The following is a 14,957-nucleotide window of genomic DNA, read 5'->3' as shown; positions in this document are numbered from 1 at the left end:
GCCCCCCGGGTTCCAGAGCGTTCATCAAGAGACAGGACTACGAAGCAGCCATGGCGGGACAGAAGATCCGCATCCGGCTCAAGGCCTACGACCACGAGGTCATCGACTCATCGGCGAAGAAGATCGTCGAGACGGTGACGCGTACTGGTGCGTCGGTCGCGGGCCCGGTGCCGCTGCCCACTGAGAAGAACGTGTACTGCGTCATCAAGTCGCCGCACAAGTACAAGGACTCGCGCGAGCACTTCGAGATGCGCACGCACAAGCGCCTGATCGACATCCTCGACCCGACGCCCAAGACCGTTGACTCTCTGATGCGACTCGACCTCCCGGCCGGTGTCGACATCGAGATCAAGCTCTGAGGGGTCGGTGTAACGAGATGACCAAGCAGATCAAGGGCATCCTGGGCGAGAAGCTCGGCATGACCCAGGTCTGGGACGACAACAACCGTGTCGTCCCCGTGACCGTGGTCAAGGCCGGACCCTGTGTCGTCACCCAGGTCCGCACCAACGACAGCGACGGCTACGAGTCGGTCCAGATCGCCTTCGGCGAGATCGACCCGCGCAAGGTGAACAAGCCCCTCAAGGGCCACTTCGCCAAGGCCGACGTGACCCCTCGCCGCCACCTCGTCGAGATCCGTACCGGCGACGCCGCCGGATACACCCTCGGCCAGGAAGTCACCGCCGAGACCTTCGAGGCCGGTGTCAAGGTCGACGTCACCGGCAAAAGCAAGGGCAAGGGCTTCGCCGGTGTCATGAAGCGTCACAACTTCAAGGGCCTCGGCGCCGGACACGGCACCCAGCGCAAGCACCGCTCTCCCGGCTCCATCGGTGGCTGCGCCACCCCGGGCCGTGTCTTCAAGGGCCTGCGCATGGCGGGCCGTATGGGCAACGAGCGGGTCACCACCCAGAACCTGACCGTCCACGCCGTTGACGCGGAGAAGGGCCTGCTGCTCATCAAGGGCGCGGTTCCTGGTCCGAACGGCGGCCTCGTCCTGGTCCGTACCGCGGCCAAGGGGGCCTGAGGTAACGATGAGCACCATTGACATCCTTTCGCCGGCAGGCGACAAGGCCGGGTCCGTCGAGCTCCCCTCGGAGATCTTCGACGTCGAGAAGATCAGCATCCCGCTGATCCACCAGGTCGTCGTCGCCCAGCTGGCCGCTGCCCGCCAGGGCACGCACAAGACCAAGACACGCGGCGAGGTCCGCGGCGGTGGCAAGAAGCCGTACCGCCAGAAGGGCACCGGCCGCGCCCGTCAGGGCTCGACCCGCGCCCCGCAGTTCGCAGGCGGTGGCGTCGTCCACGGCCCGCAGCCGCGTGACTACTCGCAGCGGACCCCGAAGAAGATGAAGGCCGCGGCCCTGCGCCACGCCCTCACCGACCGGGCCCGCAACAACCGCATCCACGTCGTCTCCGGCGTGATCGAGGGCGAGAACCCGTCCACGAAGGCCGCCAAGACCCTGTTCGGCAAGATCAGCGAGCGCAAGAACCTGCTCCTGGTCATCGACCGGGCCGACGAGGCCGCGTGGCTGTCCGCCCGCAACCTGCCCCAGGTGCACATCCTGGAGCCGGGCCAGCTGAACACGTACGACGTGCTCGTCTCGGACGACGTGGTCTTCACCCAGACCGCCTTCGAGTCCTTCGTGTCCGGCGCGCCCGCCGCGACCAACGAGACCGAAGGGAGCGACGCCTGATGGCCACGCGTCACCCGAGCATTGCCCCCAAGGCGGCCAAGGCCGCCAAGGCCGCGCGCGTCGCCAAGGCGAAGCGCCACGCCACCGAGGGCAAGAACACCGTCGAGACGCCGCTGAGCAAGTCCTTCACGGACCCCCGTGACGTGCTCCTCAAGCCGGTCGTCTCGGAGAAGAGCTACGCGCTGCTCGACGAGAACAAGTACACGTTCGTCGTCGACCCGCGTGCCAACAAGACCCAGATCAAGCAGGCCGTCCAGGCGGTCTTCTCGGTCAAGGTCACCGGGGTCAACACGATCAACCGCCAGGGCAAGCGCAAGCGGACCCGCACGGGCTTCGGCAAGCGTGCCGACAGCAAGCGCGCGATCGTGACCCTCGCCGAGGGCGACCGTATCGACATCTTCGGCCAGGCCTCCTAACGGAGCGCCCTGGTCCGATATCGGACGAGGACTGAGAAATGGGTATCCGCAAGTACAAGCCGACGACTCCGGGCCGTCGTGGCTCCAGCGTCGCCGACTTCGTCGAGGTCACGCGGTCCACGCCGGAGAAGTCGCTGGTCCGCCCGCTGCACAGCAAGGGCGGCCGTAACAACGCCGGTCGTGTGACCGTTCGCCACCAGGGTGGCGGACACAAGCGCGCCTACCGAGTGATCGACTTCCGTCGGCACGACAAGGACGGCGTGCCGGCGAAGGTCGCGCACATCGAGTACGACCCCAACCGCACCGCGCGCATCGCGCTGCTGCACTACGCCGACGGCGAGAAGCGCTACATCGTCGCGCCGCGCGGTCTGTCGCAGGGTGACAGGGTCGAGAACGGCCCCGGGGCCGACATCAAGCCCGGCAACAACCTGGCCCTCCGCAACATCCCGGTCGGTACCACGATCCACGCGATCGAGCTCCGTCCGGGCGGCGGCGCCAAGTTCGCCCGCTCCGCCGGTGCCTCCGTGCAACTGCTCGCGAAGGAGGGCTCGATGGCCCACCTCCGTATGCCGTCCGGAGAGATCCGCCTGGTCGACGTGCGCTGCCGCGCCACCGTCGGCGAGGTCGGCAACGCCGAGCAGTCGAACATCAACTGGGGCAAGGCCGGCCGTAAGCGCTGGCTGGGTGTCCGCCCGACCGTCCGCGGTGTGGCGATGAACCCGGTTGACCACCCGCACGGTGGTGGTGAGGGCAAGACCTCCGGTGGTCGCCACCCGGTCTCGCCGTGGGGTCAGAAGGAGGGTCGTACGCGTTCGCCGAAGAAGGCATCGAACAAGTACATCGTCCGCCGCCGCAAGACGAACAAGAAGCGCTAGGAGCGGGTTCAGATGCCGCGCAGTCTCAAGAAGGGGCCCTTCGTCGACGACCACCTGATCAAGAAGGTGGACGTACAGAACGAAGCCGGCACCAAGAACGTCATCAAGACCTGGTCCCGTCGCTCGATGATCGTCCCGGCCATGCTGGGCCACACGATCGCGGTGCACAACGGCAAGATCCACATCCCGGTGTTCGTCACCGAGTCGATGGTCGGCCACAAGCTCGGCGAGTTCTCGCCGACCCGCACCTTCCGCGGCCACGTCAAGGACGACCGCAAGTCGAAGCGCCGCTAAGCGGGGCGCGAGATGACATCGACACACGTGACGAACACTGAAGGGACAACCATGGAAGCCAGGGCCCAGGCGCGGTACATCCGCGTCACGCCCATGAAGGCCCGCCGCGTGGTGGACCTCATCCGTGGCATGGACGCCACGGAGGCTCAGGCGGTCCTGCGTTTCGCCCCGCAGGCCGCGAGCGTGCCGGTCGGCAAGGTGCTGGACAGCGCCATCGCCAACGCCGCGCACAACTACGACCACACCGACGCTTCCTCGCTGGTGATCAGCGAGGCGTTCGTGGACGAGGGTCCGACCCTGAAGCGGTTCCGGCCGCGCGCCCAGGGCCGTGCCTACCGGATCCGCAAGCGGACCAGCCACATCACCGTGGTCGTCAGCAGCAAGGAAGGAACCCGGTAATGGGCCAGAAGGTTAACCCGCATGGGTTCCGGCTCGGCATCACCACGGACTTCAAGTCCCGGTGGTACGCCGACAAGCTGTACAAGGACTACGTCAAGGAAGACGTCGCCATCCGTCGGATGATGACGTCCGGCATGGAGCGCGCCGGCATCTCGAAGGTGGAGATCGAGCGCACCCGTGACCGTGTGCGGGTGGACATCCACACCGCGCGTCCCGGCATCGTCATCGGCCGCCGCGGCGCCGAGGCCGACCGTATCCGCGGTGACCTGGAGAAGCTGACCGGCAAGCAGGTCCAGCTCAACATCCTTGAGGTCAAGAACCCGGAGACGGACGCTCAGCTGGTGGCCCAGGCCGTCGCCGAGCAGCTGTCCTCGCGTGTCTCCTTCCGCCGTGCCATGCGTAAGAGCATGCAGTCGGCGATGAAGGCCGGCGCCAAGGGCATCAAGATCCAGTGCGGTGGCCGTCTCGGCGGCGCCGAGATGTCCCGCTCGGAGTTCTACCGCGAGGGCCGTGTGCCCCTGCACACGCTCCGCGCGAACGTCGACTACGGCTTCTTCGAGGCCAAGACGACCTTCGGCCGTATCGGTGTGAAGGTCTGGATCTACAAGGGCGACGTCAAGAACATCGCCGAGGTCCGCGCCGAGAACGCCGCGGCGCGCGCCGGCAACCGCCCGGCCCGTGGCGGCGGCGGCGCCGACCGTCCGGCCCGCGGTGGCCGTGGTGGCGAGCGTGGCGGTCGCGGTCGTAAGCCGCAGCAGCAGGGTGGACAGTCCGAGGCCCCCCGGGCCGAGGCTCCCGCCGCTGCCGCTCCGGCCGAGGCCGCTCCCTCTACTACAGGCGGAACGGAGGCCTGACCGACATGCTGATCCCCCGCAGGGTCAAGCACCGCAAGCAGCACCACCCGAAGCGGCGTGGTCAGGCCAAGGGCGGCACCACCGTTGCGTTCGGCGAGTACGGCATCCAGGCCGTCACTCCGGCGTACGTGACGAACCGTCAGATCGAGGCCGCTCGTATCGCGATGACCCGTCACATCAAGCGTGGCGGCAAGGTCTGGATCAACATCTACCCGGACCGCCCGCTGACGAAGAAGCCCGCCGAGACCCGCATGGGTTCCGGTAAGGGTTCCCCTGAGTGGTGGGTCGCGAACGTTCACCCCGGTCGGGTGATGTTCGAGCTGTCCTACCCGAACGAGAAGATTGCTCGTGAGGCGCTCACCCGCGCTGCTCACAAGCTTCCGATGAAGTGCCGCATTGTCCGGCGCGAGGCAGGTGAAGCGTGATGTCGGCCGGTACCAAGGCGTCAGAGCTGCGCGAGCTGGGCAACGAGGAGCTGCTGAACAAGCTCCGCGAGGCCAAGGAAGAGCTGTTCAACCTCCGCTTCCAGGCGGCGACCGGTCAGCTTGAGAACCACGGCCGGCTGAAGGCCGTCCGCAAGGACATCGCGCGGATCTACACCCTGATGCGTGAGCGCGAGCTGGGCATCGAGACGGTGGAGAGCGCCTGATGAGCGAGAGCAATGTGACTGACAAGACCGCCGCCGCCCGCGGCTTCCGCAAGACCCGTGAGGGTCTCGTCGTCAGCGACAAGATGGACAAGACCGTCGTCGTCGCTGTCGAGGACCGCGTGAAGCACGCCCTGTACGGCAAGGTCATCCGCCGTACGAACAAGCTCAAGGCGCACGACGAGCAGAACGCCGCCGGTGTCGGTGACCGGGTCCTCCTCATGGAGACCCGCCCGCTCTCGGCGACGAAGCGCTGGCGCGTCGTCGAAATCCTTGAGAAGGCCAAGTAATCCCTCCTAGGGGACCCCTAGGAACAGTTCCGCCAGGCTCCGGGGGCCGAGTGATCGGCCCCCGGGGAACCGGCAGACACACAGGAGATAGACGTGATCCAGCAGGAGTCGCGGCTGCGGGTCGCCGACAACACTGGTGCCAAGGAAATCCTTTGCATCCGTGTTCTCGGTGGTTCCGGCCGCCGCTACGCGGGCATCGGCGATGTCATCGTCGCCACCGTCAAGGACGCGATCCCCGGCGGCAACGTGAAGAAGGGTGACGTCATCAAGGCGGTCATCGTTCGCACCGTCAAGGAGCGCCGCCGTCCGGACGGCTCGTACATCCGCTTCGACGAGAACGCCGCCGTCATTCTGAAGAACGACGGCGACCCCCGTGGCACCCGTATCTTCGGCCCGGTGGGCCGTGAGCTGCGCGAGAAGAAGTTCATGAAGATCATCTCGCTCGCTCCGGAGGTGCTGTAAGCATGAAGATCAAGAAGGGCGACCTGGTCCAGGTCATCACCGGTAAGGACAAGGGCAAGCAGGGCAAGGTCATTGCCGCTTACCCGCGCGAGGAGCGTGTCCTGGTCGAGGGTGTCAACCGGGTCAAGAAGCACACCAAGGCCGGCCCGACGGCCCGCGGCTCGCAGGCCGGCGGCATCGTGACCACCGAGGCCCCGGTCCACGTGAGCAATGTTCAGCTCGTCGTGGAGAAGGACGGCAACAAGGTCGTGACCCGCGTCGGTTACCGCTTCGACGACGAGGGCAACAAGATCCGCGTTGCCAAGCGGACGGGTGAGGACATCTGATGACGACCACCACCATTCCGCGGCTCAAGACGAAGTACCGCGAGGAGATCATCGGCAAGCTGCGTGAGGAGTTCTCGTACGAGAACATCATGCAGGTGCCGGGCCTCGTCAAGATCGTGGTCAACATGGGTGTGGGCGACGCCGCCCGCGACTCCAAGCTGATCGAGGGTGCCATCAAGGACCTCACCACGATCACCGGCCAGAAGCCGGCCGTCACCAAGGCCCGTAAGTCCATCGCGCAGTTCAAGCTGCGTGAGGGCCAGCCCATCGGTGCCCACGTCACGCTCCGTGGCGACCGCATGTGGGAGTTCCTGGACCGCACCCTGTCGCTGGCGCTTCCGCGCATCCGTGACTTCCGCGGTCTGTCCCCCAAGCAGTTCGACGGCCGTGGCAACTACACCTTCGGTCTCACGGAGCAGGTCATGTTCCACGAGATCGACCAGGACAAGATCGACCGCGTCCGGGGTATGGACATCACCGTGGTCACCACGGCGACCAACGACGCTGAGGGCCGCGCGCTCCTTCGTCACCTCGGCTTCCCCTTCAAGGAGGCGTGAGCGAGATGGCGAAGAAGGCTCTCATTGCCAAGGCCGCCCGCAAGCCCAAGTTCGGTGTGCGTGCGTACACCCGCTGCCAGCGCTGTGGCCGTCCGCACTCCGTTTACCGCAAGTTCGGCCTCTGCCGCGTGTGCCTTCGTGAGATGGCTCACCGTGGCGAGCTGCCGGGCGTGACCAAGAGCTCCTGGTAATCCCCTACTTCGGGATTCCGGACGCTCTCGGTAAGTAAAGGGTTCGGTCAGATGCCCTGCTCTCCATGGCTTAGGCTAGGAGGGTTGGGCGTCTGACGCCCGTACGACTTACTACGCCGTAGGTCCCCGCGCCGCACCCGTCCCGCCCCTGTGTGGGGAGAGGGATGGCGCATACAGGAAACCCCGGCGAGAGAGGCCGAAGGCCAATTCATGACCATGACTGATCCGATCGCAGACATGCTCACCCGTCTGCGGAACGCGAACTCGGCGTACCACGACTCCGTGGGAATGCCGCACAGCAAGATCAAGTCGCACATCGCGGAGATCCTCCAGCAGGAGGGCTTCATCACGGGCTGGAAGGTCGAGGAAGCCGAGGTCGGCAAGAACCTCGTCCTGGAGCTGAAGTTCGGCCCCAACCGTGAGCGCTCCATCGCGGGGATCAAGCGGATCTCCAAGCCCGGTCTCCGGGTGTACGCGAAGTCCACCAGTTTGCCGAAGGTGCTCGGCGGCCTCGGCGTGGCGATCATCTCCACGTCGCACGGGCTCCTCACCGACAAGCAGGCCGGCAAGAAGGGCGTGGGCGGGGAAGTCCTCGCCTACGTCTGGTAGCGGAAGGGAACGGAGGAAACAGCTATGTCGCGTATTGGCAAGCTCCCCATCACGGTTCCCGCCGGCGTGGACGTCACCATCGATGGCCGCACGGTTCAGGTGAAGGGCCCCAAGGGCGCTCTCTCCCACACCGTCGTGGCGCCGATCGAGATCGCTAAGGGCGAGGACGGCGTGCTCAACGTCACCCGCCCCAACGACGAGCGTCAGAACAAGGCCCTGCACGGCCTGTCCCGCACGCTGGTGGCGAACATGATCACCGGCGTGACCCAGGGTTACGTGAAGAAGCTCGAAATCAGCGGTGTCGGTTACCGCGTCCAGGCGAAGGGCTCCAACCTGGAGTTCGCGCTGGGATACAGCCACCCGATCGTGGTCGAGGCGCCCGAGGGCATCAGCTTCAAGGTGGAGTCCCCGACCCGTCTCTCGGTCGAGGGCATCGACAAGCAGAAGGTCGGCGAGGTCGCCGCCAACATCCGCAAGCTGCGCAAGCCCGACCCGTACAAGGCCAAGGGTGTCAAGTACGAGGGCGAAGTCATCCGCCGCAAGGTCGGAAAGGCGGGTAAGTAAGCCATGGCATACGGTACGAAGATCGCTAAGGGCGACGCTTACAAGCGTGCCGCCATCAAGCGCCGCCACATCCGGATCCGCAAGAAGGTCTCGGGTACGGCCGAGCGTCCGCGCCTGGTCGTGACGCGTTCGAACCGCCACATCGTGGCCCAGGTCATCGACGACATCAAGGGTCACACCCTGGCGTCGGCGTCGACCCTGGACACCGCCGTCCGCGGCGCCGAGGGCGACAAGTCCGCTCAGGCCGGCAAGGTCGGCGCTCTCGTCGCCGAGCGCGCCAAGGCCGCGGGCGTCGAGGCTGTCGTATTCGACCGTGGTGGCAACCAGTACGCCGGGCGCATCGCTGCCCTGGCGGACGCCGCCCGCGAAGCCGGACTCAAGTTCTGAGTCCTGGTTCCGTAGCTAGCGGAAACAGAGAGAGGTAATTCCAATGGCTGGACCCCAGCGCCGCGGTGGCGGTGCCGGTGGCGGCGAGCGGCGGGACCGGAAGGGCCGTGACGGTGGCGCTGCCGCCGCCGAGAAGACCGCGTACGTTGAGCGCGTTGTCGCGATCAACCGCGTCGCCAAGGTTGTGAAGGGTGGTCGTCGCTTCAGCTTCACCGCGCTGGTCGTGGTGGGCGACGGTGACGGCACCGTGGGTGTCGGATACGGCAAGGCCAAGGAGGTGCCGGCCGCCATCGCCAAGGGTGTGGAGGAGGCCAAGAAGCACTTCTTCAAGGTCCCCCGGATCCAGGGCACCATCCCGCACCCCATCCAGGGTGAGAAGGCGGCGGGCGTCGTCCTGCTGAAGCCTGCTTCCCCCGGTACCGGCGTCATCGCCGGTGGCCCGGTGCGCGCCGTCCTGGAGTGCGCCGGAGTGCACGACATCCTGTCGAAGTCCCTGGGCTCCGACAACGCGATCAACATCGTGCACGCGACGGTGGCGGCCCTCAAGGGTCTCCAGCGTCCCGAGGAGATCGCGGCCCGCCGCGGTCTGCCCCTTGAGGACGTCGCCCCCGCGGCTCTGCTGCGGGCGCGTGCGGGAGCGGGTGCGTGATGGCCCGTCTCAAGATCACGCAGACGAAGTCCTACATCGGCAGCAAGCAGAACCACCGTGACACCCTGCGTTCGCTCGGGCTCAAGCGCCTGAACGACGTGGTCGTCAAGGAGGACCGCCCCGAGTTCCGCGGCATGGTGCACACCGTCCGCCACCTCGTGTCGGTCGAGGAGGTCGACTGATCATGGCGGAGCAGAAGCCGCTCAAGATCCACAACCTCCGTCCCGCCCCGGGCGCCAAGACCGCCAAGACCCGTGTGGGTCGTGGTGAGGCGTCGAAGGGTAAGACGGCCGGTCGTGGTACCAAGGGCACCAAGGCCCGTTACCAGGTTCCGGAGCGCTTCGAGGGTGGGCAGATGCCCCTCCACATGCGGCTCCCGAAGCTCAAGGGCTTCAAGAACCCGTTCCGGACCGAGTACCAGGTCGTGAACCTGGACAAGCTCGCCGCCCTCTACCCCGAGGGTGGGGAGGTCACCGTTGCCGACCTGGTCGACAAGGGTGCCGTCCGCAAGAACAGCCTCGTCAAGGTCCTCGGCCAGGGCGAGATCACCGTGGCGCTCCAGGTGACGGTCGATGCCGTCTCCGGATCCGCCAAGGAAAAGATCGCCGCCGCCGGCGGCACCGTCACCGAGCTCGTCTGAGCACGATGACGTGAACGTCCCACCGGGGATACTCCACAAAAGGGGTATCCCCGGTTGGTCGTTCCAAGGGGGGCCAGGTCGCCGGTAAGGTGGCGTGCGCTGTTGTCTGTTCCTCACTTATTCGTCGATCCTCAAGACCGTCACCTCTTCGCTCTGCGCGGGGGGTCGCAGGAGGCACCGTGCTCACCGCGTTCGCCCGAGCGTTTAAGACGCCCGACCTGCGCAAGAAGCTGCTCTTCACGCTTGCCATCATCGTGATCTACCGGATCGGTACACATATCCCGATCCCCGGCGTCAGCTACAAGAACGTCCAGATCTGTATGGACCAGGCCAGTGCGAACCAGGGCCTGTTCGGTCTGGTCAACATGTTCAGTGGTGGCGCGCTGTTGCAGATCACGGTCTTCGCGCTCGGCATCATGCCGTACATCACGGCGAGCATCATTCTCCAACTGCTCACCGTCGTGATCCCACGGCTCGAAGCCCTCAAGAAGGAGGGCCAGGCCGGTACGGCGAAGATCACGCAGTACACGCGTTATCTGACGGTCGCCCTCGCCATCCTCCAGGGCACCGGTCTCGTCGCGACCGCCCGTACCGGCGCGCTCTTCCAGGGCTGCCCGGTCGCCGGTCAGATCGTGCCCGACCAGTCGATCTTCATCACCACCACGATGGTCATCACCATGACCGCCGGTACGGCGATCGTCATGTGGCTCGGTGAGCTGATCACCGACCGCGGCATCGGCAACGGCATGTCGATCCTGATGTTCATCTCGATCGCCGCCACCTTCCCGGCCGCGCTGTGGGCCATCAAGAAGCAGGGCACGCTCGCCGACGGCTGGATCGAGTTCGGCACCGTCATCCTCGTCGGACTCGTCATGGTCGGCCTGGTCGTCTTCGTCGAGCAGGCGCAGCGGCGCATCCCGGTCCAGTACGCGAAGCGGATGATCGGCCGCCGGTCCTACGGCGGTACGTCGACCTACATCCCGCTGAAGGTCAACCAGGCGGGTGTGATTCCGGTCATCTTCGCGTCCTCGCTGCTCTACATTCCGGCGCTCATCGCGCAGTTCTCCGGAGGCAACGCGGGCTGGAAGACCTGGATCGACCAGAACCTCACCAAGGGTGACCACCCGATTTACATCACCATGTACTTCCTCCTGATCGTTTTCTTCGCGTTCTTCTACGTGGCGATCTCGTTCAACCCCGAGGAAGTAGCGGACAACATGAAGAAGTATGGTGGCTTCATCCCGGGCATCCGGGCTGGCCGACCGACCGCTGAGTATCTGAGCTACGTACTCAACCGGATCACCTGGCCGGGGTCGCTGTATCTGGGGCTGATCGCTCTCGTGCCAACGATGGCGTTGGTGGGATTCGGGGCGAACGCGAACTTCCCCTTCGGCGGGACAAGCATCCTGATCATCGTGGGTGTGGGTCTTGAGACGGTGAAGCAGATCGAGAGCCAGCTTCAGCAGCGCAATTACGAAGGGTTCCTCCGCTGATGCGAATCGTCCTCGTCGGGCCGCCCGGTGCAGGTAAGGGAACGCAGGCCGCGTTCCTGGCGAAGAACTTGTCGATCCCGCACATCTCCACGGGCGACCTGTTCCGCGCCAACATCAGTCAGGGCACGGCGCTGGGCAAGCAGGCGAAGGCGTTCATGGACGAGGGCATTCTGGTGCCGGACTCGGTCACCATCGGCATGGCCAAGGACCGTATGGAGCAGCCGGACGCCGAGAACGGCTTCCTGCTCGACGGTTTCCCGCGGAACGTGTCGCAGGCCGAGGCGCTGGACGAGATGCTCAAGGCCGAGTCCATGAAGCTGGACGCCGTGCTCGACCTGGAGGTCCCCGAGGACGAGGTGGTCAAGCGCATCGCAGGCCGCCGTACCTGCCGCAACGACTCCAGCCATGTCTTCCATGTGCAGTACAAGCAGCCCAAGGTCGAGGGTGTCTGTGACATCTGCGGCGGGGAGCTGTACCAGCGCGAGGACGACAGCGAGGAGACGGTGCGCAAGCGCCTGGAGGTCTACCACACGCAGACCGAGCCGATCATCGACTACTACCGGGCCCAGGGCCTGGTCGTGACGATCTCGGCGCTCGGCAAGGTGGAGGACGTCACCGGCCGCGCGATGGCCGCCCTCAAGGACGACGCCGCGGCTTAGGCAAGACATCCGGGACCGGCTCCCGGACCCCGCGTATACGGTCGCGCCACCCACCGGGTGTCGCGGCCGTATCGTTGTGCGAGTAACCCTTTTACCGGTCCAGAAAGGCCCCCGCCGTCATGGTGCAGATCAAAACCCCCGAGCAGATCGCCACGATGCGGCGGGCGGGGCTGGTCGTGGCCGCGGTGCACGCGGCGACCCGCGAGGCGGCGGTGCCGGGGGCCACCACCAAGGACCTGGACGACGTCGCCCGCAAGGTGCTCGCCGAGCACGGCGCCAAGTCGAACTTCCTCGGGTACGGCGGTTTCCCCGCCACCATCTGCACCTCCGTCAACGAGGTGGTCGTCCACGGCATCCCCAGTGAGGATGTCGTTCTCAAGGACGGCGACATCATCTCGATCGACGCCGGCGCCATCATCGACGGCTGGCACGGCGACGCCGCGTACACCGCCTTCGTGGGCAGTGGTCACGCTCCGGAGCTGGTCGAGCTGTCCCGGGTGACCGAGGAGTCCATGTGGGCCGGGATCGCCGCCATGAAGAGCGGCAACCGGCTGGTCGACGTCTCCCGCGCCATCGAGACCTACATCCGCCGGCAGCCCAAGCCGGGCGGCGGGCGGTACGGGATCGTCGAGGACTACGGCGGGCACGGCATCGGCACCGAGATGCACATGGACCCGCACCTGCTGAACTATGTGGAGCGCAAGCGGGGCAAGGGTCCCAAGCTGGTCCCCGGCTTCTGTCTCGCCATCGAGCCGATGGTCTCCCTCGGCACCCCGAAGACCGAGGTCCTGAGCGACGAGTGGACGGTCATCACCACCGACGGCACCTGGTCCTCGCACTGGGAGCACTCCATCGCGCTGACCGAACAGGGCCCCCTCGTCCTCACCGCCCCGGACTGCGGAAAGGCGAAGCTCGCCGAGTACGGGGTCACGGCGGCGCCGGACCCGCTCGCGTGACGTAAAGGCGCGTTTGCCCGGGTGGTTTGCGGGCGGTCCGGCTTAAAAATCTCCGATCCGGGGCATCCTCCCTCGATTCGTCTTTCCGAGGGCCCTGACGTAGACTGACTCGTCGGCTCCCGTGCACCCGCATGCCTGCATGCCTGCATGCCCGCGCTGGGAGTCGATCAAGGTAGTCGATTCGAAGGGCGAAGCGTGGCCAAGAAGCAAGGTGCCATCGAGATCGAGGGCACTGTCGTCGAGTCTCTTCCGAACGCCATGTTCAAGGTCGAGCTCCAGAACGGCCACCAGGTCCTGGCACACATCAGCGGCAAGATGCGTATGCACTACATCCGCATCCTCCCTGACGACCGGGTCGTGGTGGAGCTGTCTCCGTACGACCTCACGCGTGGCCGGATCGTCTACCGCTACAAGTAGATCTTGCCCGCGCCCCGCTTCCCGTGGGGCGATGGCACTGACCCGGAGAACCTCACCCATGAAGGTCAAGCCGAGCGTCAAGAAGATCTGCGACAAGTGCAGGGTGATCCGCCGTCACGGCCGGGTCATGGTCATCTGCGACAACCCGCGCCACAAGCAGCGCCAGGGCTGACGCACGACCGCACCTTCTGCACCCGCAGAACTTCACGCGACGCAGCACAACATGTACATACGCGGAGTCCGGACCGGTCACGGTCCGACACCCCCGGTCGGAGGCCGGGGACCCGGCTCGTACCACCCCTCGGGGTCGGCGGGCGGGAACGGCTCTGTGGAAGACCTCCGAGAATCAACTGGAGCCATTGAATGGCACGCGTTTCCGGTGTTGACATCCCGCGCGAAAAGCGCGTGGAGGTCGCCCTCACCTACGTGTTCGGCATCGGCCGGACGCTTTCCCAGCAGACGCTGGCCGAGACCGGCGTGAACCCCGACACCCGCGTTCGTGACCTCTCCGAGGAGGAGCTGGTCAAGATCCGCGAGTACGTGGACGCCAACCTCAAGACCGAGGGTGACCTCCGTCGTGAGGTTCAGGCCGACATCCGCCGCAAGGTGGAGATCGGCTGCTACCAGGGTCTGCGTCACCGCCGTGGCCTGCCCGTCCACGGTCAGCGCACCAGCACCAACGCCCGCACCCGCAAGGGCCCGCGTCGCGCCATCGCCGGCAAGAAGAAGCCGGGCAAGAAGTAGTCCGCAGCGGACGCTCGTCAGCGGTCTTCGCTGTAGGACCGACCACCTCCCGTAGGAGATATAGATGCCCCCCAAGGGTCGTCAGGGCGCTGCCAAGAAGGTGCGCCGCAAGGAAAAGAAGAACGTCGCTCACGGCCACGCGCACATCAAGAGCACGTTCAACAACACCATCGTCTCGATCACGGACCCCACGGGCAACGTGATCTCCTGGGCCTCCGCCGGCCACGTCGGCTTCAAGGGCTCGCGCAAGTCGACCCCGTTCGCCGCGCAGATGGCCGCCGAGTCGGCCGCGCGCCGCGCGCAGGAGCACGGCATGCGCAAGGTCGACGTCTTCGTCAAGGGTCCCGGCTCCGGCCGTGAGACCGCGATCCGCTCCCTCCAGGCCACCGGTCTTGAGGTCGGCTCGATCCAGGACGTCACGCCCACCCCGCACAACGGCTGCCGTCCGCCGAAGCGCCGTCGCGTCTGACGCACGGCGTCTGACGCACGGTGACCGGTCGCTCGCGGCCGGTCCGTCGAGCGGTTTGTCGGGCGGTACGTCCCTTTTCGGGCCGTGCCGCCCGTACCCTTGCTGTACGTAGTACCCGTAGGACGTCAAATAGCGGGCGTCCACGACTGAAGGATCTGAACACATGCTGATCGCTCAGCGTCCCTCGTTGACCGAAGAGGTCGTCGACGAGTTCCGCTCCCGGTTCGTCATCGAGCCGCTGGAGCCGGGCTTCGGTTACACCCTCGGCAACTCTCTGCGGCGTACGCTCCTCTCCTCGATCCCGGGTGCGGCGGTCACGTCCATCCGTGTCGACGGTGTCCTGCACGAGTTCACGACCGTGCCGGGCGT

At 66.1% G+C, this 14,957-nt stretch carries 28 protein-coding genes and 1 pseudogene; all 29 read left to right on the top strand.

Annotation, left to right across the window (positions count from 1 at the left end):
• The first annotated feature begins 50 nt into the window (after nucleotides 1-50).
• Nucleotides 51-359 (top strand): 30S ribosomal protein S10, encoded by a 309-nt coding sequence (gene rpsJ, locus ACIQNU_RS29185; protein ID WP_003948644.1) that lies wholly within the window; start codon nucleotides 51-53, stop codon nucleotides 357-359.
• Nucleotides 360-376: 17 nt separating this feature from the next.
• Nucleotides 377-1,021 (top strand): 50S ribosomal protein L3, encoded by a 645-nt coding sequence (gene rplC, locus ACIQNU_RS29180; protein ID WP_401372125.1) that lies wholly within the window; start codon nucleotides 377-379, stop codon nucleotides 1,019-1,021.
• 7 nt (nucleotides 1,022-1,028) lie between these two features.
• The gene (gene rplD / locus ACIQNU_RS29175; RefSeq protein ID WP_401372123.1) at nucleotides 1,029-1,691 is read left to right on the top strand and encodes a 50S ribosomal protein L4; all 663 of its coding nucleotides are present in this window, start codon (nucleotides 1,029-1,031) and stop codon (nucleotides 1,689-1,691) included.
• Nucleotides 1,691-2,107, top strand: a complete 417-nt coding sequence (gene rplW, locus ACIQNU_RS29170; RefSeq protein ID WP_401372121.1) for a 50S ribosomal protein L23 — start codon at nucleotides 1,691-1,693, stop codon at nucleotides 2,105-2,107. The genes rplD and rplW overlap by 1 nt, the downstream gene beginning before the upstream one ends.
• Before the next feature lie 38 nt (nucleotides 2,108-2,145).
• On the top strand, nucleotides 2,146-2,982 hold the full coding sequence (gene rplB / locus ACIQNU_RS29165; protein WP_401372119.1) for a 50S ribosomal protein L2: 837 nt from the start codon (nucleotides 2,146-2,148) through the stop codon (nucleotides 2,980-2,982).
• 12 nt (nucleotides 2,983-2,994) lie between these two features.
• Entirely contained in the window at nucleotides 2,995-3,276 is a 282-nt protein-coding gene (rpsS, locus tag ACIQNU_RS29160; RefSeq protein WP_030220994.1) for a 30S ribosomal protein S19, read from the top strand.
• A gap of 51 nt (nucleotides 3,277-3,327) precedes the next feature.
• Complete coding sequence (gene rplV / locus ACIQNU_RS29155) at nucleotides 3,328-3,675, top strand: 50S ribosomal protein L22 (protein ID WP_056552397.1); 348 nt, start codon at nucleotides 3,328-3,330, stop codon at nucleotides 3,673-3,675.
• Nucleotides 3,675-4,529: a 30S ribosomal protein S3 gene (gene rpsC, locus ACIQNU_RS29150; RefSeq protein ID WP_401372117.1), complete on the top strand. Its 855-nt coding sequence runs from the start codon at nucleotides 3,675-3,677 to the stop codon at nucleotides 4,527-4,529. The genes rplV and rpsC overlap by 1 nt, the downstream gene beginning before the upstream one ends.
• A gap of 5 nt (nucleotides 4,530-4,534) precedes the next feature.
• Nucleotides 4,535-4,954 (top strand): 50S ribosomal protein L16, encoded by a 420-nt coding sequence (gene rplP / locus ACIQNU_RS29145; protein ID WP_040252689.1) that lies wholly within the window; start codon nucleotides 4,535-4,537, stop codon nucleotides 4,952-4,954.
• Complete coding sequence (gene rpmC / locus ACIQNU_RS29140; protein ID WP_010036720.1) at nucleotides 4,954-5,178, top strand: 50S ribosomal protein L29; 225 nt, start codon at nucleotides 4,954-4,956, stop codon at nucleotides 5,176-5,178. Before rplP ends, rpmC begins: the two co-directional genes overlap by 1 nt.
• Nucleotides 5,178-5,465: a 30S ribosomal protein S17 gene (gene rpsQ, locus ACIQNU_RS29135; protein ID WP_401372114.1), complete on the top strand. Its 288-nt coding sequence runs from the start codon at nucleotides 5,178-5,180 to the stop codon at nucleotides 5,463-5,465. Before rpmC ends, rpsQ begins: the two co-directional genes overlap by 1 nt.
• 93 nt (nucleotides 5,466-5,558) lie before the next feature.
• Complete coding sequence (gene rplN / locus ACIQNU_RS29130) at nucleotides 5,559-5,927, top strand: 50S ribosomal protein L14 (RefSeq protein ID WP_003992364.1); 369 nt, start codon at nucleotides 5,559-5,561, stop codon at nucleotides 5,925-5,927.
• 2 nt (nucleotides 5,928-5,929) lie between these two features.
• Nucleotides 5,930-6,253, top strand: coding sequence for a 50S ribosomal protein L24 (gene rplX, locus ACIQNU_RS29125; protein ID WP_352101243.1), 324 nt, complete (start codon nucleotides 5,930-5,932; stop codon nucleotides 6,251-6,253).
• Entirely contained in the window at nucleotides 6,253-6,810 is a 558-nt protein-coding gene (gene rplE, locus ACIQNU_RS29120) for a 50S ribosomal protein L5 (RefSeq protein ID WP_401372112.1), read from the top strand. The genes rplX and rplE overlap by 1 nt, the downstream gene beginning before the upstream one ends.
• Nucleotides 6,811-6,815: 5 nt before the next feature.
• Nucleotides 6,816-7,001 (top strand): type Z 30S ribosomal protein S14, encoded by a 186-nt coding sequence (locus tag ACIQNU_RS29115; RefSeq protein ID WP_003956452.1) that lies wholly within the window; start codon nucleotides 6,816-6,818, stop codon nucleotides 6,999-7,001.
• Between the two features lie 210 nt (nucleotides 7,002-7,211).
• The gene (gene rpsH / locus ACIQNU_RS29110; protein ID WP_401372110.1) at nucleotides 7,212-7,610 is read left to right on the top strand and encodes a 30S ribosomal protein S8; all 399 of its coding nucleotides are present in this window, start codon (nucleotides 7,212-7,214) and stop codon (nucleotides 7,608-7,610) included.
• A gap of 24 nt (nucleotides 7,611-7,634) precedes the next feature.
• Complete coding sequence (rplF, locus tag ACIQNU_RS29105; RefSeq protein ID WP_401372108.1) at nucleotides 7,635-8,174, top strand: 50S ribosomal protein L6; 540 nt, start codon at nucleotides 7,635-7,637, stop codon at nucleotides 8,172-8,174.
• Between the two features lie 3 nt (nucleotides 8,175-8,177).
• Entirely contained in the window at nucleotides 8,178-8,561 is a 384-nt protein-coding gene (gene rplR / locus ACIQNU_RS29100) for a 50S ribosomal protein L18 (protein WP_401372107.1), read from the top strand.
• Nucleotides 8,562-8,604: 43 nt separating this feature from the next.
• Entirely contained in the window at nucleotides 8,605-9,210 is a 606-nt protein-coding gene (gene rpsE / locus ACIQNU_RS29095; protein WP_016645168.1) for a 30S ribosomal protein S5, read from the top strand.
• On the top strand, nucleotides 9,210-9,392 hold the full coding sequence (rpmD, locus tag ACIQNU_RS29090) for a 50S ribosomal protein L30 (RefSeq protein WP_389880104.1): 183 nt from the start codon (nucleotides 9,210-9,212) through the stop codon (nucleotides 9,390-9,392). The genes rpsE and rpmD overlap by 1 nt, the downstream gene beginning before the upstream one ends.
• A 2-nt stretch (nucleotides 9,393-9,394) precedes the next feature.
• Nucleotides 9,395-9,850 carry a 50S ribosomal protein L15 gene (gene rplO, locus ACIQNU_RS29085; protein ID WP_401372104.1) on the top strand — a complete coding sequence of 152 codons (456 nt, stop codon included), beginning with the start codon at nucleotides 9,395-9,397 and terminating at the stop codon, nucleotides 9,848-9,850.
• Between the two features lie 179 nt (nucleotides 9,851-10,029).
• Nucleotides 10,030-11,343 carry a preprotein translocase subunit SecY gene (gene secY / locus ACIQNU_RS29080; RefSeq protein ID WP_401372102.1) on the top strand — a complete coding sequence of 438 codons (1,314 nt, stop codon included), beginning with the start codon at nucleotides 10,030-10,032 and terminating at the stop codon, nucleotides 11,341-11,343.
• Entirely contained in the window at nucleotides 11,343-12,002 is a 660-nt protein-coding gene (locus ACIQNU_RS29075; protein WP_401372100.1) for an adenylate kinase, read from the top strand. Before secY ends, ACIQNU_RS29075 begins: the two co-directional genes overlap by 1 nt.
• Nucleotides 12,003-12,121: 119 nt before the next feature.
• Nucleotides 12,122-12,958: a type I methionyl aminopeptidase gene (map, locus tag ACIQNU_RS29070; protein ID WP_401372098.1), complete on the top strand. Its 837-nt coding sequence runs from the start codon at nucleotides 12,122-12,124 to the stop codon at nucleotides 12,956-12,958.
• Nucleotides 12,959-13,153: 195 nt separating this feature from the next.
• On the top strand, nucleotides 13,154-13,375 hold the full coding sequence (infA, locus tag ACIQNU_RS29065) for a translation initiation factor IF-1 (RefSeq protein WP_003948620.1): 222 nt from the start codon (nucleotides 13,154-13,156) through the stop codon (nucleotides 13,373-13,375).
• 58 nt (nucleotides 13,376-13,433) lie between these two features.
• Nucleotides 13,434-13,547 carry a 50S ribosomal protein L36 gene (gene rpmJ / locus ACIQNU_RS29060; protein ID WP_003974245.1) on the top strand — a complete coding sequence of 38 codons (114 nt, stop codon included), beginning with the start codon at nucleotides 13,434-13,436 and terminating at the stop codon, nucleotides 13,545-13,547.
• Nucleotides 13,548-13,738: 191 nt separating this feature from the next.
• Nucleotides 13,739-14,119 carry a 30S ribosomal protein S13 gene (rpsM, locus tag ACIQNU_RS29055; protein ID WP_401372096.1) on the top strand — a complete coding sequence of 127 codons (381 nt, stop codon included), beginning with the start codon at nucleotides 13,739-13,741 and terminating at the stop codon, nucleotides 14,117-14,119.
• Nucleotides 14,120-14,183: 64 nt separating this feature from the next.
• A complete protein-coding gene (gene rpsK / locus ACIQNU_RS29050) occupies nucleotides 14,184-14,588 on the top strand; it encodes a 30S ribosomal protein S11 (protein ID WP_003948617.1) in 405 nt (134 codons plus the stop codon).
• Between the two features lie 163 nt (nucleotides 14,589-14,751).
• Nucleotides 14,752-14,957, top strand: a pseudogene (locus tag ACIQNU_RS29045) (DNA-directed RNA polymerase subunit alpha); the annotation flags it as partial.

It is taken from the genome of Streptomyces sp. NPDC091292, from assembly GCF_044757265.1.
In the GTDB taxonomy this organism is placed as follows: Bacteria; Actinomycetota; Actinomycetes; order Streptomycetales; family Streptomycetaceae; genus Streptomyces.
The sequence above is the reverse complement of the archived record's forward strand: the minus strand, read 5'-3'. Positions and strand labels throughout refer to the sequence as shown.